Annotated in this window: 19 protein-coding genes; 7 read left to right on the top strand and 12 right to left on the bottom strand. The window is 68.5% G+C overall.

Annotation, left to right across the window (positions count from 1 at the left end; translation table 11 throughout):
* Nucleotides 1-5: 5 nt before the first annotated feature.
* The 3 genes from pucL to uraD are packed head-to-tail and all read right to left on the bottom strand — an operon-like array spanning nt 6 to nt 1786.
* Nucleotides 6-887, bottom strand: coding sequence for a factor-independent urate hydroxylase (gene pucL, locus AMYHA_RS19845; RefSeq protein WP_034273443.1), 882 nt, complete (start codon nt 885-887; stop codon nt 6-8).
* Nucleotides 888-890: 3 nt separating this feature from the next.
* Nucleotides 891-1217: a hydroxyisourate hydrolase gene (gene uraH / locus AMYHA_RS19840; RefSeq protein ID WP_034273441.1), complete on the bottom strand. Its 327-nt coding sequence runs from the start codon at nt 1215-1217 to the stop codon at nt 891-893.
* Nucleotides 1214-1786, bottom strand: coding sequence for a 2-oxo-4-hydroxy-4-carboxy-5-ureidoimidazoline decarboxylase (gene uraD / locus AMYHA_RS19835; protein ID WP_034273439.1), 573 nt, complete (start codon nt 1784-1786; stop codon nt 1214-1216). Before uraD ends, uraH begins: the two co-directional genes overlap by 4 nt.
* A 159-nt stretch (nt 1787-1945) precedes the next feature.
* Between uraD and AMYHA_RS19830 the strand changes: the two genes are divergently transcribed.
* From AMYHA_RS19830 to AMYHA_RS19810, 5 genes are all read left to right on the top strand, one after another.
* Nucleotides 1946-3493, top strand: coding sequence for a PucR family transcriptional regulator (locus tag AMYHA_RS19830; protein ID WP_034273437.1), 1548 nt, complete (start codon nt 1946-1948; stop codon nt 3491-3493).
* Nucleotides 3494-3522: 29 nt separating this feature from the next.
* Nucleotides 3523-4527 carry an o-succinylbenzoate synthase gene (locus AMYHA_RS19825; RefSeq protein ID WP_269189769.1) on the top strand — a complete coding sequence of 335 codons (1005 nt, stop codon included), beginning with the start codon at nt 3523-3525 and terminating at the stop codon, nt 4525-4527.
* Nucleotides 4528-4574: 47 nt separating this feature from the next.
* The gene (locus AMYHA_RS19820; RefSeq protein WP_084037391.1) at nt 4575-4823 is read left to right on the top strand and encodes an AbrB/MazE/SpoVT family DNA-binding domain-containing protein; all 249 of its coding nucleotides are present in this window, start codon (nt 4575-4577) and stop codon (nt 4821-4823) included.
* Complete coding sequence (locus AMYHA_RS19815; RefSeq protein WP_034273432.1) at nt 4820-5230, top strand: PIN domain-containing protein; 411 nt, start codon at nt 4820-4822, stop codon at nt 5228-5230. Before AMYHA_RS19820 ends, AMYHA_RS19815 begins: the two co-directional genes overlap by 4 nt.
* Nucleotides 5231-5331: 101 nt before the next feature.
* A complete protein-coding gene (locus AMYHA_RS19810; protein ID WP_034273430.1) occupies nt 5332-6312 on the top strand; it encodes an adenosine deaminase in 981 nt (326 codons plus the stop codon).
* A gap of 54 nt (nt 6313-6366) precedes the next feature.
* Here AMYHA_RS19810 and AMYHA_RS19805 read toward each other — a convergent pair whose 3' ends face one another.
* Nucleotides 6367-7776 carry an NCS2 family permease gene (locus AMYHA_RS19805; RefSeq protein WP_231104834.1) on the bottom strand — a complete coding sequence of 470 codons (1410 nt, stop codon included), beginning with the start codon at nt 7774-7776 and terminating at the stop codon, nt 6367-6369.
* A 152-nt stretch (nt 7777-7928) separates the two neighbouring features.
* On the opposite strand from AMYHA_RS19805, the gene allB reads away from it, so the two are divergent.
* Complete coding sequence (allB, locus tag AMYHA_RS19800) at nt 7929-9257, top strand: allantoinase AllB (protein ID WP_034278075.1); 1329 nt, start codon at nt 7929-7931, stop codon at nt 9255-9257.
* A 118-nt stretch (nt 9258-9375) separates the two neighbouring features.
* Here allB and AMYHA_RS19795 read toward each other — a convergent pair whose 3' ends face one another.
* The 7 genes from AMYHA_RS19795 to AMYHA_RS19765 form a co-directional block, all read right to left on the bottom strand.
* Nucleotides 9376-9762, bottom strand: coding sequence for an allophanate hydrolase-related protein (locus AMYHA_RS19795; protein WP_034273428.1), 387 nt, complete (start codon nt 9760-9762; stop codon nt 9376-9378).
* Between the two features lie 50 nt (nt 9763-9812).
* On the bottom strand, nt 9813-10994 hold the full coding sequence (alc, locus tag AMYHA_RS19790) for an allantoicase (protein ID WP_034273426.1): 1182 nt from the start codon (nt 10992-10994) through the stop codon (nt 9813-9815).
* A complete protein-coding gene (locus AMYHA_RS19785) occupies nt 10991-12145 on the bottom strand; it encodes a glycerate kinase (RefSeq protein ID WP_051400108.1) in 1155 nt (384 codons plus the stop codon). The genes alc and AMYHA_RS19785 overlap by 4 nt, the downstream gene beginning before the upstream one ends.
* Nucleotides 12142-13920 carry a glyoxylate carboligase gene (gene gcl, locus AMYHA_RS19780; RefSeq protein WP_034273421.1) on the bottom strand — a complete coding sequence of 593 codons (1779 nt, stop codon included), beginning with the start codon at nt 13918-13920 and terminating at the stop codon, nt 12142-12144. The genes AMYHA_RS19785 and gcl overlap by 4 nt, the downstream gene beginning before the upstream one ends.
* A gap of 120 nt (nt 13921-14040) precedes the next feature.
* Nucleotides 14041-14925, bottom strand: coding sequence for a 2-hydroxy-3-oxopropionate reductase (locus tag AMYHA_RS19775; RefSeq protein WP_034273417.1), 885 nt, complete (start codon nt 14923-14925; stop codon nt 14041-14043).
* A gap of 21 nt (nt 14926-14946) precedes the next feature.
* Nucleotides 14947-15750 (bottom strand): hydroxypyruvate isomerase family protein, encoded by an 804-nt coding sequence (locus AMYHA_RS19770; RefSeq protein WP_034273414.1) that lies wholly within the window; start codon nt 15748-15750, stop codon nt 14947-14949.
* A 152-nt stretch (nt 15751-15902) separates the two neighbouring features.
* The gene (locus AMYHA_RS19765; protein WP_034273411.1) at nt 15903-16685 is read right to left on the bottom strand and encodes an IclR family transcriptional regulator; all 783 of its coding nucleotides are present in this window, start codon (nt 16683-16685) and stop codon (nt 15903-15905) included.
* Nucleotides 16686-16788: 103 nt separating this feature from the next.
* Between AMYHA_RS19765 and aceB the strand changes: the two genes are divergently transcribed.
* Nucleotides 16789-18363 carry a malate synthase A gene (gene aceB / locus AMYHA_RS19760; protein WP_034273407.1) on the top strand — a complete coding sequence of 525 codons (1575 nt, stop codon included), beginning with the start codon at nt 16789-16791 and terminating at the stop codon, nt 18361-18363.
* Nucleotides 18364-18515: 152 nt separating this feature from the next.
* Here aceB and AMYHA_RS19755 read toward each other — a convergent pair whose 3' ends face one another.
* A complete protein-coding gene (locus AMYHA_RS19755) occupies nt 18516-18695 on the bottom strand; it encodes a hypothetical protein (protein ID WP_034273405.1) in 180 nt (59 codons plus the stop codon).
* Between the last annotated feature and the right edge of the window lie 154 nt (nt 18696-18849).

The raw sequence follows: 18849 nt of genomic DNA, 5'->3' as shown, positions 1-18849 counted from the left end.
CGCCATCACCACGCCAGACCAGGATCGGGGGCGGTGTCCTGCACGATCGTGCCCTCGATGAGGCCGTAGGGCCGGTCGGCGGCGAAGAACACCTCGTTCTCATTGCGCAGTCCGAACGGCGCCATGTCCACGACGAAGTGGTGCTTGTTCGGCAGCGACAGCCGGACCTCGGCGATCTCGGGGCAGTTTTCGAGCACCCGCTCGCCCATCGCGTACAGCGTCTGCTGCAGTGACAGGCTGTAGGTCGTCGCGAACGCCTCGGTCAGGTGTTTGCGTACCGCGTCGTACGACTTGCCCCAGTCGCTGTCGGCATCGACGTGCCGCCACTGCGCGTTGACCGCGGTGGCGAGGATGCGGTCGTGGGTCTCGGGCAGCGTGGTGTAGCGGTCCTTGGGGTAGCCCCAGAACTCCGAGTCGGTGGTGTTGAGCACGACCAGGTCCTTGAGCCCGGAGACGACCCACGCCCGTTCGCCGTCGGTACCGTCCACGGTGACCATCGCGGTGCGCGTCTCGCGGCCGGTGCGCTGGAACGAGTGCGGCGCGGGGGAGTCGCCGACGTCGATGCGTTCCCAGCCGTACTGCTCGATGGTGACGCGGGCGCGGTAGATCGGGTCCTGTGTGGACACGAAGTGCCGCGCGAGCTTCAGCCCGAAGTCCTCGATCTCGCCGACGCCGTGTTCCTTGGCGAAGGCGAAGACGGTGTTCTTCTGCGTGTCGGTGGGCAACACTTTGGCGTTGTCGCCGGTGATGTGGGTGTCCGCGAGGTCACCGGACAGCGCCGTCGAGACGTTGAGGTCGACGATCTTGTGCGCCGCCGCGCCCCGGGTGACGTGCACCAGTCGGGTCTCGGCCTTGCCGTATTGGTTCTCGCCAAGCTGGATGGCCATCGGTCAGCTCCCTCGGTAGGTGGAGTAGGCGAATGGGCTGAGCAGCAGCGGTACGTGGTAGTGCTCGGCCGGATCGGTGATCTGGAAGGTCACGACGACCTCGGGGTAGAAGGCCTGTGCTCCGGTGAAGTACGTCTCGGTGTCGAACACCAGCCGGTGTACGCCTTCGGGTGGCCCGTCGGGGACGAACTCGCGAACCCGGCCGTCGTCGTCTGTGGTGGCCTCGGCGACGGGGACCCAGCCGTCTTGCTTGCGGGTCTCCAGGCGAACCGGCACCCCGGTGGCGGGACGGCCGCGCGCGCTGTCGAGGACATGGGTGGACAGGCTCATGAGCGCACCAGCTTTTCCAGTCGCAGTCGATTGATCTTGCGGAGTTCCTCGCGCACCACGGCACGCTCGGTATCGGGGTCGTTGTCGAGGCGTTCACGCAGCCGCGTGAGCATCTGCTCGGCGGACAACCCGGTGGCGCAGATCAGAAACACCCGGCCGAACCGCTCCTCATACGCGACGTTGCCCTTGGCCAGCTCGGTGCGCACGTCGTCGGACGCGCCGTGCGTGCCGGACTGCTCCTGCCGGGACCAGTGCTCGGACTGGTCGGCGCTGGCTGGGCCGTCGTCGCTGGGGTTGTCGCCGCTGGCGCTCTTGCCACCGGCGTTCTCCCCGATGCGGGGGTGGCCCGCGATGGCCTGCTCGATGTCGTCCTCGGTGAGCCTGTTCACAGCGTCGTCCGAGGTGTTCAGCAGATCATCCAAAGATCGATAGGGCCGGTTCGCTGTTACCGTGTCCACCCACGATGGGGCGGAGCAGCAGCGGAGCACGGCATAACGCGCCGCCTCGGGGTCGGCGTTGTTGAGCCAGGTCAGCGACGGATCGTCGCGGTCGGATGTGAGCTGCGCCATAGCAAGTAGTACACCAACGTCTGCCCCTGTGCGACCAGTGGCAGGAGCCATGAAAGACCGGCCCCGCGACGTCGCTCGCGTTGTAGGATCCTCCAAGAACCGCTCGTTTCAGCCGGGTTCGGCAGGGGACTGGGCGGACGTGGAAAGGCGGGTGGAGCGATGCGCGTCAGGGATCTCGTCGAGATGAGCGACCTGCATCTCGTGCCGCTGACGGGTGAGGCGGGCATGGATCGCCCGATCCGGTGGGTCTACACGACGGACCTGCTCGATCCCAGCCGCTATCTGAGCGGCGGCGAACTCGTGCTCACCGGGATGATGTGGCGGCGCGGCACCGCCGATTCAGCCGACTTCGTGTCCGTGACGGCCGCGCGTCACGTCGCGTGCATCGCGGCGGGCGACGCGGCTTATGGCACCGTGCCGCCCGACCTGGTCACCGCGTGCGTCGCACGGGAGATCCCGTTGCTCGAGGTGCCGGTCGATGTCTCGTTCGCGACGATCACCGATCGCGTGATCCACCTGTTGACCATCGAACGGCAGGGCGACCTGGCCGAACAGCTCGACCGCAGGCGCAAGCTCCTCGCCGCCGTCGCCGAGGGCGCGGGGCTGGACACCGTGCTGCGGCTCTGGTCGGAAGGCACCGATGTCCGGTGCTTCCTCCGCACCGCGACGGGGCGCTCGCCGGTGGTGTCGGAGGGTGGCGACGAGGTCGGTGCGTTATTGGCGGAGCGGTTCCTCGTCGCGACCAGCCTGCCTCGGGTCGTCACGATAGGCGGCTCCGGTGACGCGGGGACCTACTCGCTGTTTCCTGTCGACGTCCGTAGTGAACACCGCGCCACCGCGTGGTTTCTCGCGTGCGAGGGCGATTTCCGGGAGTGGCCACGGGTACGGCACGAGTCCGTCACGGAGTTGGCGTCGCTGCTCGCGCTGGAGCGGGAACGGATCGAGGAAGGCCGCAGGGCGGATCGCGTCGTGGCTGAGCAGCTGTTCCGACTGGTGCTATCGGGCCGCTCGACGCGGGAGGAGATCGCGGGCAGGCTCGCGGAGTTCGGATTGGGCGATCACCCATACGTCGCGGTGTCAGCCTCGCTGCTTCCGGTCGCCGACGGTCAGCTCGCCTGCCGCATCCTCGACGAAGTGCTCGCTACGGTAGTGCGGGACGGGCGGACGCTGGTTTCCGCCGTCGATAACGAGGCGGTGGCGTTGCTGCCGCTGCGTTCGGAGACGGTGACGGACATGCTGCGCGCGCAGGCCAGTGCGCTCGCACCCGCCATGGCGGACGGACGGTTGCTGCTTGGCCTGAGCTTGCCAACGTCGGGGCCCGATGGATTGAGCGCCGCGCTCAGCGAGGCGAGGCAGGCCCGTACGCTGGCCGAACTGCGCGGGGGCACCGTGGCGGTGCTCGCGACCGACGAGATCGACTCTCACGCGCTATTGCTGGCGACGGTGCCAGACGACGTCCGGCGGACGTTTCTCACCCGTGTGCTGGGACCAGTGCTCGCCTACGACGAGCGGCACGGCTCGGACCTGATCGGCACGTTGGAGGCGTTCCTCGCCGCGTCCGGGTCATGGACGGCGTGCGCCGAACGGCTTCACGTGCACGTCAACACGCTGCGGTATCGCATAAGGCGCATTGAGGAGCTGACCGGCCGGTCGCTGGCGACGTTGGAGCATCGGGTGGACTTCTTTCTCGCCTTGCGAGCTCGGTAGCGGGCAGCTGGTCGGCTACGGTCGTCGTCGTGCTGGCTCTCGACGACATCGACTTCGACGACGCGCGCGTCTACGCGATCCCGATGACCACGCGGTTCCGGGGCATCACGGTGCGCGAGGGCATGCTGCTGCGTGGCCCTGCCGGGTGGGGCGAGTTCTGTCCGTTCCCCGAGTACGACGACCGCGTCGCCGCGTCGTGGCTGGCCACCGCTGTCGAACAGTGCGTCGTTGGCTGGCCGGAGCCGGTGCGCGACCACATCGCCGTCAACTGCACCGTGCCCGCTGTCAGCCCGGACCGTGCTCGCGAGATCGCGGCGGCGTCGGACTGTGGTACCGCCAAGATCAAGATCGCTGATCACCCGGACTCGCTCACCGAGGACCTGGCGCGTGTCGAATCGGTGCGGGACGCGCTGGGACCGTCCGGTGCGATCCGTGTCGACGTCAACGGTGCCTGGGACGTCGACACCGCGATCACGGCGATCCGGTTGCTCGACAAGGCAGCGGGCGGGTTGGAGTACGTCGAGCAGCCGTGCGCGACCATCGAGGAGCTGGCGGCGGTCCGGCGCGCGGTCGACGTCCGCATCGCGGCCGACGAGTCCATCAGGCGGGCCGACGACCCGATGCGCGTCGCGGTCGCAGGCGCCGCGGACGTCGCCGTCATCAAGTGCACACCGCTCGGCGGGGTGCGGCGGGCGCTGCGTATCGCTGACGCGGCCGGCCTGCCCTGCGTGGTGTCCTCGGCGCTGGAAACCAGCGTTGGTCTCGGTGCGCAGGTCGCGCTCGCGGCGGCGTTGCCCCGGCTCGACTTCGCGTGCGGGCTCGGCACGACGTCGTTGCTGCGGGACGACGTCGTGGCGGAGCCGATACGGCCGGTCGCTGGCTACCTCCCGGTGCGTCGCAGGCCGCCGGAACCGGATCCCGGTCGGCTCGCCCGGGTCGAGCAGACCGACCCCGAGCGCGTCGCCTGGTGGCGCGACCGGCTAAGCCGCGCTCGTGCGGAGTTGAAGAGCACCCCTGAGACGGAGCAGTGGTAAGTCACTACCACTGTGCTACCATTCAAATGGCATGGTAGGGAGTTCACATGGCAGCTTCGCGGATTGATAAGGCAGGACGAGTCGTTATACCGCTTGAGCTGCGTCGCGCGTTGCGACTGGAGGAAGGCGGCGAAGTCGAACTCGTGCTCTCAGCCGAGGGGGTCTCGCTTCGCAAGGTCGCGCCGGAACCCGATGTCACCGTGGAAGACGGGCTTCCTGTGATCTCGTTGGGTGGCGACACTGTGACCAATGACAGCGTCTTGGACGTCATCGATCGCGACCGGGGAGCACGGTGAGCTTCGCGGTCGACACCTCCGTGATCATTGCGTCGACAATCGCGGAACATGAGCACCACGCGCCTGCGCATCGAGCGATGACTCGCGCGACCCACCTGCCAGCTGCGTGTCTTGCCGAGTCATGGTCGGTGCTGACTCGTGCGTTCGGACTTGACCCGGTGACCGTTGGTCAAGTGGTCACGGCGCTCATGAAGTCGGGCCGGGATCTTGTGGTGGCTTCAAGTGAGGACTACGCCGAAGTGTTTCGTCATGGCGCGGCGATCGGGTTGCGCGGCGACATACATGACGCGCTGATCTGGCAGGCGTGCCAACGATCGGACGTTGACCTCGTCACGCTAGATCGGCGCTGGGTACGTCGCGCGGGCCAGCCAGACAGGTGTCGTTACCTTCTGGATGAGCCGGCATAGCGTCGCTCGGTGACGACCACACACCCGAACTGTTGCCGCGATGATCACACTGTCACCCGCACCCGTTACCGGGCGCGTGGCGGTTCTGACACCCTGTCATCATGGCTGCGATACCCAAGGCTGAGCTGCACGTCCACATCGAGGGCACGCTCGAGCCCGAGATGGTCTTCGACCTCGCCGAGCGCAACGACATCGACTTGCCCTACGACTCGGTCGCCGAGCTTGAGGCCAAGTACCGCTTCACCGACCTGCAGTCCTTTCTCGACATCTACTACGAGAACATGGCCGTGCTGCGGACACGGCGGGACTTCCACGACCTCGCCGCCGCGTATCTGCGCACCTGCCCGGAACAGGGCGTGCGGCACGCGGAGATCTTCTTCGACCCGCAGGCGCACCTGAAGCGCGGTGTCCCGATCGACACCGTCATCACCGGACTGTGTGACGCCGTCGACGAATACCGCGATCAGGTGAGTGCGAGTCTGATCCTGTGCTTCCTGCGCGACGACACCGCCGAGTCGGCTATGGCTACGCTGCTGGTCGCCGAGCCGTACCTGGACCGCATCGTCGGCGTCGGGCTCGACTCGGCCGAGGTCGGCCATCCGCCGTCGAAGTTCACCGAGGTGTTCCAGCGCGCCCGCGAGAAGGGACTGAAGGTCGTCGCACACGCGGGTGAGGAAGGTCCACCGGAGTACGTGCGCGAGGCACTGGACGTCTTGGGTGCGCAGCGCATCGACCACGGCATCCGCGCGCTCGACGATCCGGAGCTGGTGGCGCGGCTGCGGCGGGAGCAGATTCCGCTGACGGTGTGCCCGCTGTCCAACGTCCGGCTCGGGGTGTTCGGCGACATCCGCGAGCACACCCTGCCGAGGATGCTGGATGAGGGCCTGCTGGTCACCATCAACTCCGACGACCCCGCGTACTTCGGCGGCAACGTCGAGGCCAACGTCGCCGCGATCCGCGAGCACCTGGGCATCACCGAGAAGCAGCTCCGGGAGCTGGCCGCTAACTCGGTGCGCGCGTCCTTCCTCGATGAGCAGGAGAAGGAACGTCTGCTCGCCGAGGTCGACGCCTGGAACGGCTGAACAGTCGTGAGTGCTGGTCAGGGTTAGAACCCGGATCAGCACTCACGACCCGCGCTATGCCGCGAACCAGATGAAGTACGCCAGGAACACCAGCAACAACACGTACAGCGCTGGGTGGACCTCCCGCCAGCGTCCCCGGAACAGCATCATCAGCGGGTAGAAGATCAGGCCGAGCGCGATGCCGTTGGCGATCGAGTACGTCAGCGGCATCGCGATCACCATCACGAACGCCGGGATCGCGAACTCCAGCTTCTGCCACTCGATCCCACCGAGGCCGGTGGCCATCAGCACGCCGACGACGATCAGCGCGGGCGCGGTGACCTCCGGCGTCACCACCGCCAGCAACGGCGAGAAGAACAGCGCCAGTAGGAAGAGCGTTGCTGTGAACACCGACGTCAGCCCCGTGCGGCCACCCGCGGCGACACCGGCGGACGACTCGATGTAGGACGTCGTCGTCGACGTGCCGAGCACCGCGCCACCCATGGTGGCCACCGAGTCGGAGCTGAACGCGCGGATCGCGCGGGGCAGCTTGCCGTCACGCAGGAACCCAGCCTGATTGGCGATCGCGATCAAGGTGCCCGACGTGTCGAAGAAGTCGACGAACAGCATGGTGAACACGACGATCGCCATCTGCGCGGTGAACAACTCCGGCAGGTTCGTGATCGCCTGGCCGAACGTGGGCGCGAGGCTGGGCACGCCGCTGACCACCGCGTCAGGCGGGTCGATGTAGCCGGTGACGACCCCGGCGATCGCGGTGAGCACCATCCCGTAGAACACCCCGCCACGGATGCCGCGCACCAGGAACAAGGTCGTCATCAGCAGGCCGAACGCGGTCAGCACGGTGCCCGCGGACGTCAGGTCGCCGAGGGTGACCAGGGTGGCGTCGCTGTCGACGACGACCCCGGCGGCCTGCAGCCCGATGAACGCGATGAACAGCCCGATCCCGGCACCGGTGGCGAGCTTGAGCTGCAACGGGATGGCGTTGATGATCGCCTCCCGGATGCCGGACACCGCGAGCAGGAAGAACAGCACACCGGAGGCGAGCGTGCCCGCCAGCGCCGTCTGCCACGGGATGCCCAGCGTGAGCACCACGGTGAACGCGAAGAAGGCGTTCAGTCCCATGCCGGGCGCGAGCGCGATGGGGTAGCGCGCCCACAGGCCCATGATCAGCGTGCCGAGCGCGGCGGCGAGCCCGGTCGCGACGAAGACCGAGTCTTCCGGCATCCCAGTCTGGCCCAGGATGTTCGGGTTGACGCCCAGGATGTAGGCCATGGCGAGGAACGTCGTGACGCCCGCGATGGCCTCTCTGCCGACCGTCGTGCCTTCCTCGCTGAGCCGAAAGAAGCGGTCGAAGGGATTGCCGCGTCCGCCCTGTTCGGGGGCCGAGACCTTGTCGTCCGACGTCACGATGTCCTCCTGCCGGTGCTTGCTGATCTCGCGATGTGGCTCTTGATCCTGCACCACGTGCTCGGCACGTCCAAGTCCGGCTGGCTGGCACTGTGATAAGCGACGATTGATAGTGGCCATCTTGACGCGACGGCGTGATGTGGCCCACGATTAATTTCGGATTCCGGTAGTTGTCTTTCAAGACTCGGAAATGCGGAGGCATGGGCATGGTGGACCTGGTGTTCAGGGCGCGACGGACCGTCACGGCGGCTGGCGAGGTCGCGCGGTCGATCGGCGTCGCCGACGGGAAGATCGTGGCCATCGAGCCGTACGACGCCGAGATGGACGCCGACCGCGTGATCGATCTCGACGACGACGTCGTGCTGCTGCCCGGCCTCGTCGACACGCACGTGCACGTCAACGACCCCGGCCGCAGCGAGTGGGAGGGCTTCGAAACCGCCACCCGCGCGGCGGCGGCAGGCGGGGTCACCACGCTCGTGGACATGCCGCTGAACAGCATTCCGCCCACGGTGGACGTCGAGTCGCTCGCGGTGAAGCGCAAGACCGCCGAGGGCAAGGTGCACATCGACGTCGGGTTCTGGGGCGGCGCGGTGCCTGGCAACCTCGGCGACCTGCGCGGCCTGCACGACGCGGGCGTGTTCGGGTTCAAGTGCTTCCTGCTGCACTCCGGCGTGGACGAGTTTCCGCCGCTCGGCGCGCAGGAACTGGAGGACGCCCTGCGCGCGGTGCGCGGCTTCGGGGCGCAGATGATCGTGCACGCCGAGAACTCCGACGCCATCGAGCACGCGCCCGCCGCACAGGGCGCGCAGTACGAGAAGTTCTTGCGCTCCCGCCCGCGCGGGGCGGAAAACGTGGCGATCGCGCAGGTCATCGAACTGGCGCGGTGGACGGGCGCGCGGGTGCACATCCTGCATCTGTCCTCGTCGGACGCGCTGCCCATGATCGCCACCGCCCGCCGCGACGGCGTCGCGCTCACCGTGGAGACCTGCCCGCACTACCTGTGCTTCACCGCGGAAGAGATCCCGGAGGGCGCGACGGAGTTCAAGTGCTGTCCGCCGATCCGCGAGGCGGAAAACCGGGAGGCGCTGTGGCAGGGCCTCGCCGACGGGCTCATCGACTGCGTCGTCAGCGACCACTCGCCCTGCACGCCGGAGCTGAAGCGCCTCGACATCGGGGACTTCGGCGTCGCGTGGGGCGGCATCGCGAGCCTGCAACTCGGCCTGCCCGCCATCTGGACGGAGGCGAGGAAGCGCGGCTTCGCGCTGACCGACGTCGTGCGGTGGATGGCCGAACGTCCCGCCGCGCAGGTGGGGATGCGGCGCAAGGGACACATCGCACTCGGCTACGATGCGGACTTCTGCGTGTTCGCGCCCGACGAGGGGTTCGTCGTGGACGCCGGGAAACTGCGGCACCGCAACCCGGTCAGCGCCTACCACGGCCGCACGCTGTCCGGCGTGGTGCGCGGCACCTGGCTGCGCGGCGCCGAGGTCACCGGCGAGGAGCCCGCCGGAACGCTGCTGCGGCGCGGGATGTGCTGACCGGCGCACACTGAACACCGACCGGCCCCGGACGCCACCTGTGCGTCCGGGGCCGCTGGCGCGTGCGGCGTCGCCGTGCCACCGGGTCGCGGGCTTCACAGGCTCCTCGATCGTCCTGCTACGCGGGCGGTTCGATGCCCTTGTACGCGCGCCACGAGCCGACGTCCGAGATGTCGGTCAGCGTCGCGGTGCGCTGGTACTCCGTGCGCAGTACTACCGCGAACGACGAGGTGCCGTCCTCCAGCTCGATGACGCTCAGTTCCAGCTCGGGCGGCTCGGCGGGCAGCAGCGAGTCGCGCAGTGTCTCCATCGGCAGGTCGTACAGCTCGCCCCAGACGGCGACGCCGCCCTCGTCCACCGGTTCCAGCCCGGGGAAACGGTCGTCGACGGAGTGGAAGCGGTACTTCGGCGCGGTGCGTGTCTCCTTGACCAACGGCGCACCCCGCAGCTGGTGGTGCAGGTCGCCGCCGCGCATGCCGCCGCCGTTGAGGAACATGTAGACCATGAGGGCCTCCAGGGAGTCGGTTCTGAGGGCGCGTGCGCCCGGGATTCTGCTCAGCCGAGGATGATGCGTTCGACGTCGGCAGCGGCCTGTTCGGATACTGCCGCTGCCGCCAGCGCGGCGCGCAGGCCATCGGCGTCGGTCAGCGGTCGCTTGGACACCACGACCTCTGCGGCGGACACGCTGAGCTCGGCGTCCTCGGTCAGCACCGCGACGGCGTTCGCTGCGGGCAGCCGGTCGAACCAGTTCAGTCCGATCCGTTCCCGGCCAGCGGGCGTCAGCTCACCGAACAACCGGAGCCGGGCGAAGCCGCCGTCGGGGTAGACGTCGATGCGTGCGTGCGTCACCGGTTCGGACTCCGTGACCAGGAACCGATGGCAGGTGTCCGGCTGCAACCGGGTGCGGCCGATCAGCTCCCGCCAGTCCTGCGGGCGGTCGGGATCGGTACCGCCGGTGAGCCGGAACCAGCCGGGCGCGTTGCCCTTGAAGTGCGTGGTGTCCACGACGACCTGGCGCACCACGCCCTCCCCAGCGAGCTGGACGTTGACCCAGTCGTTGGCGTCGTCGCGGCGACGGGCGGTCTCCCAGCCCTCGCCCATGACGTGCGCGTTGCCGGGCAGCAGCAGGTTGTTCGGTGCCGAGAAGAACCGATTGGAGCAGTCGGTGACCGCACCGCCGTTCGCCATCGCGGCCAGATCAAGCGGCATGCCTGCGAACCACCGTGGGTCCGGCACCACGTCGCCGTGCACCCGGAGCCGGGCGACGCCGCCGTCCGGGTGGATGTTCAGCCGCACGTGCGTAAACCGCTGCGCTGAGTCGACCGGGAACAGATTCGCGGTGTCGCCCTTGAGTGGGGAGCGTGGCAGGATCTCCACCCATTCGGCGTCGGCCAGCTCGTCGGGGGAGGGGTAACCCGGGTTCGCGGCCGCCTCGACGGAGCATTCCTCGGGGTAGTTGCCCTTGAAAAACGCGGTGTCGACGTTGACGCCGTGCACGACGCCGGGCGCCCCGAGCCGCACCACCGCCCAGTCGTGGCCTGGTTCGCGGCGGCGGCGGGTCTCCCAGCCGTCGTACACCTGGCCCTTGTGGCCGAAGGTGTGCGGGCGGAACTCCGGCGCGCCGGGGTTGAGCAGGTTCTCCTTTTCCGCGAAGAACTCGTCGTTGGCCGCGATGACCGCACCGCCGAGCGCCCTCGCGGCGAGGTCGGGCAGTTCGGTGAACTCGGTGCTGGTCATCGCGTCTCCTCCAGGTGAGTGTCAGTGTCGATTATCGCCGCTAGCCGGTCCGTAGCGAGCCGTTCCAGCAGCGGCCCGGCCTCGGCGACGCAGCGGCGCGGGTCCGACTCGATGTCGGTCAGCGCATAGGCGGCCGCGAAACCGGACGCCGTCAGCGTCTCAGAGGCCAGCAGGCAGCGGCCCGCCACCGCGACCACCGGCACCCCGGCCGCGTGGGCCGCGGCGGCCACGCCCGCGGGTGCCTTGCCGCGCAGGGTCTGTTCGTCCAGTGAGCCCTCGCCGGTGACGACGAGCGACGCACCCGCTAGCTGCCGGTGGAAACCGACCAGGTCGAGCAGGTACTCGATGCCGGGCCGGAGCACGGCGCCGAGCAGCGCGAGCGCGGCGAAGCCGACGCCGCCCGCCGCGCCTGCCCCTGGTCGCGTCGCGGTCGCGGGGTCGACGTTTGTGTCGCGCTGGAGTACCTCGGCCCAGCGAGCCAGTGCGGCGTCCAGCAGCGCGACCTGCTCGGTATCCGCGCCCTTCTGCGGGCCGTAGACGGCCGCCGCGCCGTGCTCACCGAGTAGCGGGTTATCGACGTCGCTGGCGACGACGATGTCGGCCTCGGCGACCGCGGGATGCAGGCCCGACACGTCGGCGGTGGCCAGCCGCGTCAGCGCCGCCCCGCCCGGTGACAGGTCCGCACCATCCGGGTCGAGCAGCCGCACGCCGAGGGCCCGCGCCATACCGGCGCCACCGTCGGTGCAGGCGCTGCCGCCGAGGCCGAGCACGATCGTGCGGCAGCCGTCGTCCAAGGCGGCGCGGATGACCTCGCCGGTGCCGAACGACGTCGCCGCCAACGGTGCCAATCGCCGTCCGGGCAGGCGGGACAGGCCAGACACGTCGGCCAGCTCCACCACGGCGGTGCCGCCCCGGCGGGCGTAGGCGGTGTCGACCGCCTCGCCCGTTGGCCCGCTCGCGCGAACCGGTACCCGGGTGAACCCCGCCGCAAGTGCGGCGTCCAGCGTGCCATCGCCGCCATCGGCGACCGGCACCTCCCGGACGTCGAGACCCGGCCGCGCGCGCCGCAGGCCCGCCGCGACGTGCGCGGCGACCTCCGGCGCGGACAGCGAGCCCTTGAACTTGTCCGGCGCGATCACCACCTGGCTCATGAACCTATGGTGGCGATCGCCGTCGGAGCGTGCTCGCCCGAGGTGGCCAGCTCCTCGAATTCGTTGACGTTGTCGATCTCGGTGCCCATCGCGATGTTGGTGACTCGCTCCAGGATCACCTCGACCACCACCGGGACGCGGTACTCCGCCATCAGAGTGCGGGCCTTCTCGAACGCGGGCTGGATCTCGTCCGGGTGATGCACCCGGACGGCCTTGCAGCCAAGCCCTTCGGCGACCTTGACATGGTCGACGCCGTAGGAGTTCAGCTCGGGCGCGTTGAGGTTGTCGAAGCTCAGCTGCACCGCGTAGTCCATGTCGAACTGCCGTTGCGCCTGCCGGATCAGCCCGAGGTACGAGTTGTTCACCACGACGTGCAGGTACGGCAGGTTGAACTGCGCGCCGACCGCCAGTTCCTCGATCATGAACTGGAAGTCGTAGTCACCGGAGAGCGCGACCACGGTGGCATCCGGGTCGGCCTTGCACACGCCGAGCGCGGCGGGCGCGGTCCAGCCGAGCGGTCCCGCCTGGCCACAGTTGATCCAGTGCCGGGGCCGGTAGACGTGCAGGAACTGCGCACCAGCGATCTGTGACAGACCGATCGTGCTGACGTAGCGCACCGAGGGCCCGAACGCGCGGTTCATCTCCTCGTACACCCGTTGGGGCTTGATCGGTGTCTGCTCGAAGTGGGTCTTGCGCTGCAGCGTCGCCTTGCGGCGCTGGCAGTCGGCCACCCAGGCCTCACGGCCGGGCAGGCCATCCTTCGCGGCGCGTTCTCGCGCGACCGTCAGCAGCATGCGCAGCGCGGCACCGGCGTCCGATGCGATGCCGTAGTCCGGCGCGAACACCCGCCCGATCTGGGTCGGCTCGATGTCGATGTGCACGAACGTCCGGCCCTCGGTATAGGTGTCGAGGCCGCCGGTGTGCCGGTTCGCCCACCGGTTGCCGATGCCGAGCACGAAGTCCGATGCCAGCAGGGTCGCGTTGCCATAGCGGTGCGCGGTCTGCAGCCCTGCCATGCCTGCCATCAGCGGGTGGTCGTCCGGGATGCTGCCCCAGCCCATCAGGGTCGGGATCACCGGGACGTTCAGCAGTTCCGCCAGCTCGACCAGCTCGTCGGCCGCGTCGGCGTTGATGATGCCACCGCCCGCGACGATCAGCGGCCGCTCGGCGTCGGCGAGCATGTCGAGCGTCTTCTCGACCTGCGCCCGGCTCGCTTCCGGTTTGTGCACGGCCAGCGGCTGGTAGGTCTCCGGGTCGAACTCGATCTCGGCCTGCTGGACGTCAAGCGGCAGGTCAATCAGCACCGGTCCTGGGCGGCCGGAGCGCATCTCGTGGAACGCGCGCTGGAACACCCACGGCACCTGTGCCGGTTCCAGCACCGTCACCGCCAGCTTGGCCAGCGGCTTCGCGATCGACGAGATGTCGACGGCCTGGAAATCCTCCTTGTGCAGCCGGGAGCGTGGCGCCTGGCCGGTGATGCACAGGATCGGGATGGAGTCGGCAGCGGCCGAGTACAGGCCGGTGATCATGTCGGTGCCCGCGGGTCCGGACGTGCCGATGCAGACACCGATGTTGCTCGCCGCGGTGCGGGTATAGCCCTCCGCCATGTGCGACGCACCCTCGACATGGCGGGCGAGCACATGGTCGATCTCGCCGGAGTCGCGCATCGCCGCGTAGAACGGGTTGATGGCCGCGCCGGGCACGCCGAACGCGGTGGTGACACCTTCGGCTTTCAGAACCTCCACCGCCGCGCGGGCGGCCGTCATGCGAGCCATGGGCGTTCTCCTTGCTGTGAGCAGGGCTGTGGGAAGGCTGTGAGGGCAGGGTGCGGCTGTCGACATGCGCATACGGGGAACATGTCGACAGCCGCACCCGGGATCGGTAGTGGCCGGTGATCAGGGGGTCTGGCGGCCGGACAGCTCCTCGACGAGTTTGAGCAGCGCCGAGTGGTCCAGCGCGCCGTCGCCGCGTGCCACCAGGGCCGCGACCAACTGCGACGCCACCGCGCCGAGTGGAATCGTCACGCCTGCCTCGCGGGCGGCGGCCTGCACGATGCCGAGGTCCTTGTGATGCAGTTCGGTGCGAAAGCCAGGGGTGAACTCGCGCTTGAGCATGCCAGCACCCTTGCGCTCAAGGATCGTGCTGCCCGCGAGTCCGCCGTTCAGCACCGACAGCGCGGCCTCGGTGTCGACACCATGCGCTTCGAGGAACACGATCGATTCGGCGACCAGCTCCAGCGTGCCAGCGACGATGAGCTGGTTCGCGGCCTTCACGGTTTGGCCGGAGCTCGCCTTGCCGACGTGTACCACGGTCTTGCCGACCGCATCGAACACCGCCGATGCCGCCTCGAACGCCTCGGCCTCGCCGCCGACCATGATCGACAGCGCGCCGTCGATGGCGCCCTGCTCGCCGCCGGAAACCGGGGCGTCGAGCACGCGCACGCCTTGCTGCGACGCCTGCTCGGCGACCGCGCGGGCGGTGTCCGGCTTGATGGTGCTGCAGTCGATGTAGAGCAGGCCTGGCTTGGCGTTGGCGAGGACGCCGTCCTCACCGAGCGCGACCCGCTCGACGTCGGGGGAGTCCGGCAGCATGGTGATCACGACGTCGGCGTCGCGGACCGCCTCCGCCACCGAACCAGCCTTGCGGCCGCCCTGTTCGACCAACCGGTCCACGGCCGCCTGGCTGCGGTTGTAGCCGACGACGTCGAAGCCAGCCTTGACCAGGTTGGCCGCCATCGGCCCGCCCATGATGCCGAGTCCGATGAATCCCACTGTGGTCATCGCGGAAGTCCTTTCTGTGCGCTATCGGGTGAACCAGCCGAAGCTGTCGACGGTGGCGCCGGACGGCTTGTACTCCAGCGCGATGTGTCCGGTGTAGCCACGGTCGCTGAGCTGGTCCAGGTAGCCGTTGATGTCGAGGGTGCCGGTGCCGGGCTCGTTGCGGCCCGGTGCGTCGGCGATCTGCACGTGGGCGATGCGGTCGGCGTGGGTGTCGATGGCACGCGCGACGTCATCGCCGTTGACCTGCAGGTGGTAGAGGTCAGCGAGCAGCGCCACATTCGTCACGCCGCGTTCGGCCAGCGCCGTGATGACGTCGACGGCATCGTCCGCGGTGCGCAGCGGATACCCGGTGGCGCCGCTGACTGGCTCGATGAGCACGGTGCCGCCGATCGCCTCGACGGCCGAGGCCGCGTAGGTGAGGTTGTCCAGGGCGAGCTTGTCTTGCGTGTCGGGGTCGACGCCGTCGAGGCGGTTGCCGTAGAGCGCGTTGAACGCGCGGCACCCGGTGCGTTCTCCAAGGTCAGCCACGATCCGTGCGTTGTCCCGGAACTCCTGCTCGCGGCCCGGCCAGGACACGACGCCCCGGTCGCCTCCTGGCAGGTCCCCGCCGAAGAAGTTCAAGCCGATCAGCGAGACGCCAGCGTCGGCCAGCGCGGTGACGAACTCGTCCTGCTGCGCCTGGCTCGGCACCGGTTCGGAGAACGGCCACCAGAACTCGACGGCGTCGAACCCGGCCGCCTTTGCCGCCGCCGGACGTTCGAGCACGGGTAGTTCGGTGAACAGGAGCGAGCAGTTCACCGCGAAGCGATCCGCGTGCCGGTCCATGATGACTCCTGATTTCGTATTACGGAAGTTCAGTTCTGTCTCTTGGAAATACGGTAGCCCGGCGGTGTGAGCTGCGTCAAGTGGACCGGTACGGGGGTACAAAAAACGGCACCCCGCTCGTAGCGAGGTGCCGTAGTGGGGTGCGGACGTCGTCAGCCGCCGCGTTCCTGTGCCGCGATCGCCTTGGACAGCCGCGCGCCGATCTCCACCGCCGTCGGTGCGATGCGTTCCGCGACCTCCTGGGTGAGCCTGCCTTCCGGGCCGGATACCGACACCGCTGCCGGGACGGGGCAGTCGGTCAGCGGCACGGCGATGCAGCGCACGCCCAGCTCCTGCTCGCTCTCGTCCAGCGCGTAACCCTGTTCGGCGATGTCCGCCAGGTGGGCGAGGAACTCGTCCGGGTCGGTGTGGGTGTGCGGGGTGTAGGCGGGCATGCCGGTTCGCCGGAGCAGCGCCCTCACCTCATCGGGTGGAAGTTGCGAGAGCACCGCCTTGCCCACGCCGGTGCCGTGCGGCAGCAATCGACGTCCCACTTCGGTGAACATCCGCATCGAATGCTTCGAGGGGACCTGGGCGACGTAGACCACCTCGTCGCGCTCAAGCACAGCCAGGTTGGCTGTCTCGCCGGTGGTGTCGACCAGCTCGGTGAGGTGCGGCCGTGCCCAGGTGCCGAACTGCTTGCTGGCCTGTTCGCCGAGCCGGATCAGCCGCGAGCCGAGGGCGTAGTGCCGATTCGCGTTCTGCCGGACGTAGCCCAGCTCGACCAGCGTGCGGATCAGCCGGTGGATGGTAGGCATCGGCAACCCGGTGGTGGCCGCCAGCTCGGAAAGGCTCGCCTCGCCTCCGGTGTCGGCGAGCCCCTCGAGCAGTTCGAACGCGCGCCGGAGCGACTGCACGCCGCCGCCACCATCGCGTGTCTGCTTCGGGGATGTCATGCCGACTCCTTTCGCCGAGCCCCACGTTGTTGTTCCGTAATGCAGAAACTATAGTCCGTTATGTAGAGACGCGCAGTAACCCCGTGGCTTGGAGAGAGTTCGTATGACTGATGTTCGTGTCCTGGGCGGCCCCGTCGAGCGAGGCGACGAGATCCTGACCCCCGAGGCGCTCGCCTTCGTCGGTGAGCTGCACAAGGCGTTCGCCGCACGGCGAAACGAGCTGGTCCGTGCGCGCACCGACCGCAGGAACGCGGCCGCCAAGGTGGGCAAGCTCGACTTCCTGCCGGAGACCAAGGACGTCCGCGAGGGTGACTGGCAGGTTGCCGGCGCCCCGGAGGCGCTTCGCAACCGTCGCGTCGAGATCACCGGTCCGACCGACCGCAAGATGACCATCAACGCGATGAACTCCGGTGCCAAGGTGTGGCTGGCCGACCTGGAGGACGCCAACACTCCGCACTGGTCCAACGTCGTCTCCGGCCAGGTCAACCTGTACGACGCGGCGCGCGAGACGATCTCACTGGACACCGGCGCGAAGAAGTACGAGCTCCGCGACGACGTCGAGCGCCCGACGATCGTGGTGCGCCCGCGTGGCTGGCACCTGCCCGAGCGCAACATCACCGTCGACGGCGAGACCGCCGTTGGCGCGCTTGTCGACTTCGGCCTGCACTTCTTCCACAACGCGAAGTACCTGACCGAGAAGGGCACCGGACCGTTCTACTACCTGCCCAAGATGGAGAGCCATCTCGAGGCGCGACTGTGGAACGACGTGTTCACCCATGCGCAGGCCGAGCTGGGCATTCCGCACGGCACCGTGCGCGCAACCGTGCTGATCGAGACCATCCCGGCCGCGTTCGAGATGGAGGAGATCCTCTACGAGCTGCGCGACCACGCCGCCGGTCTGAACGCCGGCCGCTGGGACTACCTCTTCAGCGTGATCAAGTACTTCCGTGACGCTGGCCAGAAGTTCACCCTGCCGGACCGCAACTCCGTCACCATGACCGCGCCGTTCATGCGCGCCTACACCGAGCTGCTTGTGCGCACCTGCCACAAGCGCGGCGCGATGGCGATCGGCGGCATGGCCGCGTTCATCCCGAGCAAGGACCCCGAGGTCAACGAGAAGGCCTATGCCAAGGTCACCGACGACAAGAACCGCGAGGCCAACGACGGCTTCGACGGCTCGTGGGTCGCCCACCCCGGCATGGTCTCGCTGTGCCGCGAGCAGTTCGACAAGGTTCTTGGCGACAAGCCGAACCAGGTCGACCGCAAGCGCGAGGACGTCTCGGTGACCGCGGAGCAGTTGCTCGCCGTTGAGGAGACCCCGGGTTCCTGCACCGAGGCCGGCCTGCGGGGCGCGGTCGACGTCGGTGTCCGCTACATCGCGTCCTGGCTCGGAGGCAACGGTGCGGCCGCGATCCACAACCTGATGGAGGACGCGGCGACCGCCGAGATCTCCCGCTCGCAGCTGTGGCAGTGGGTCAACAACGGCGTCGAGCTGGAAGGCGGCGTGAAGGTCACCGCCGACCTGGTCCGTGAGGTGCTCGCCGAGACCCGCAAGGAGCTGGCCGGTGAGATCGACACCGAGCTGCTCGACCCGGCAGCCGAGCTGTTCGAGCAGGTGGCGCTGGCGGACGAATTCCCGGACTTCCTGACGCTGCCCGCCTACGACCGGATTCAGTAACGCCCGGTCACACGTAACGCACAAGGACGGCCCCCGGGAGTACCGGGGGCCGTCCTACGTCGTGTCCGACGTTCCTGACGCCGTGTCCTGCATTCCCGACGCTGTGTCCGTCGTTCTGGACGCTGTGTCCTGCATTCCCGACGCTGTGTTGGTCATTCAGGAGCGTTCGTGCGCGGCTCGAACGGTGGCACATCCGGGTCGTCCTCAGCGGGCGGCTCCGGATCACGCCAGGTTTCCGCACGCGTCGGCTTGTCCCCGCGCATCATGCCTTCGAGTTCTTCCTTCAGCGCCTCGTCCTGGCGAGGAGAATGCTTCTCGCTTCCGCGCTCCATCGTTACCTCCTGATCGGAGCTGTAGTGGTCACGGCGTACCCGCAGGTGGTGGTGACAAACCTGTGCGGGTCTCAACGACGTGGCGTGTCTGACGACGTCACAACAGCTGGGTCCGCACGACTGCCGAATACGACGTCGTGAGTGTCGGACACAG

The sequence above is a fragment of the Haloechinothrix halophila YIM 93223 genome (genome assembly GCF_000504245.1).
Classification (GTDB): domain Bacteria; phylum Actinomycetota; class Actinomycetes; order Mycobacteriales; family Pseudonocardiaceae; genus Haloechinothrix_A; species Haloechinothrix_A halophila.
The sequence above is the reverse complement of the archived record's forward strand: the minus strand, read 5'-3'. Positions and strand labels throughout refer to the sequence as shown.

Excerpts from the sequence above, each read along its gene's own strand:
- pucL (WP_034273443.1), bottom strand. The coding sequence starts at position 887 with ATGGCCATCCAGCTTGGCGAGAACCAATACGGCAAGGCCGAGACCCGA.
- uraH (WP_034273441.1), bottom strand. The coding sequence starts at position 1,217 with ATGAGCCTGTCCACCCATGTCCTCGACAGCGCGCGCGGCCGTCCCGCC.
- uraD (WP_034273439.1), bottom strand. The coding sequence starts at position 1,786 with ATGGCGCAGCTCACATCCGACCGCGACGATCCGTCGCTGACCTGGCTC.
- AMYHA_RS19830 (WP_034273437.1), top strand. The coding sequence starts at position 1,946 with ATGCGCGTCAGGGATCTCGTCGAGATGAGCGACCTGCATCTCGTGCCG.
- AMYHA_RS19820 (WP_084037391.1), top strand. The coding sequence starts at position 4,575 with ATGGCAGCTTCGCGGATTGATAAGGCAGGACGAGTCGTTATACCGCTT.
- AMYHA_RS19810 (WP_034273430.1), top strand. The coding sequence starts at position 5,332 with ATGGCTGCGATACCCAAGGCTGAGCTGCACGTCCACATCGAGGGCACG.
- AMYHA_RS19795 (WP_034273428.1), bottom strand. The coding sequence starts at position 9,762 with ATGGTCTACATGTTCCTCAACGGCGGCGGCATGCGCGGCGGCGACCTG.
- alc (WP_034273426.1), bottom strand. The coding sequence starts at position 10,994 with ATGACCAGCACCGAGTTCACCGAACTGCCCGACCTCGCCGCGAGGGCG.
- AMYHA_RS19785 (WP_051400108.1), bottom strand. The coding sequence starts at position 12,145 with ATGAGCCAGGTGGTGATCGCGCCGGACAAGTTCAAGGGCTCGCTGTCC.
- gcl (WP_034273421.1), bottom strand. The coding sequence starts at position 13,920 with ATGGCTCGCATGACGGCCGCCCGCGCGGCGGTGGAGGTTCTGAAAGCC.
- AMYHA_RS19775 (WP_034273417.1), bottom strand. The coding sequence starts at position 14,925 with ATGACCACAGTGGGATTCATCGGACTCGGCATCATGGGCGGGCCGATG.
- AMYHA_RS19770 (WP_034273414.1), bottom strand. The coding sequence starts at position 15,750 with ATGGACCGGCACGCGGATCGCTTCGCGGTGAACTGCTCGCTCCTGTTC.
- AMYHA_RS19765 (WP_034273411.1), bottom strand. The coding sequence starts at position 16,685 with ATGACATCCCCGAAGCAGACACGCGATGGTGGCGGCGGCGTGCAGTCG.
- aceB (WP_034273407.1), top strand. The coding sequence starts at position 16,789 with ATGACTGATGTTCGTGTCCTGGGCGGCCCCGTCGAGCGAGGCGACGAG.
- AMYHA_RS19755 (WP_034273405.1), bottom strand. The coding sequence starts at position 18,695 with ATGGAGCGCGGAAGCGAGAAGCATTCTCCTCGCCAGGACGAGGCGCTG.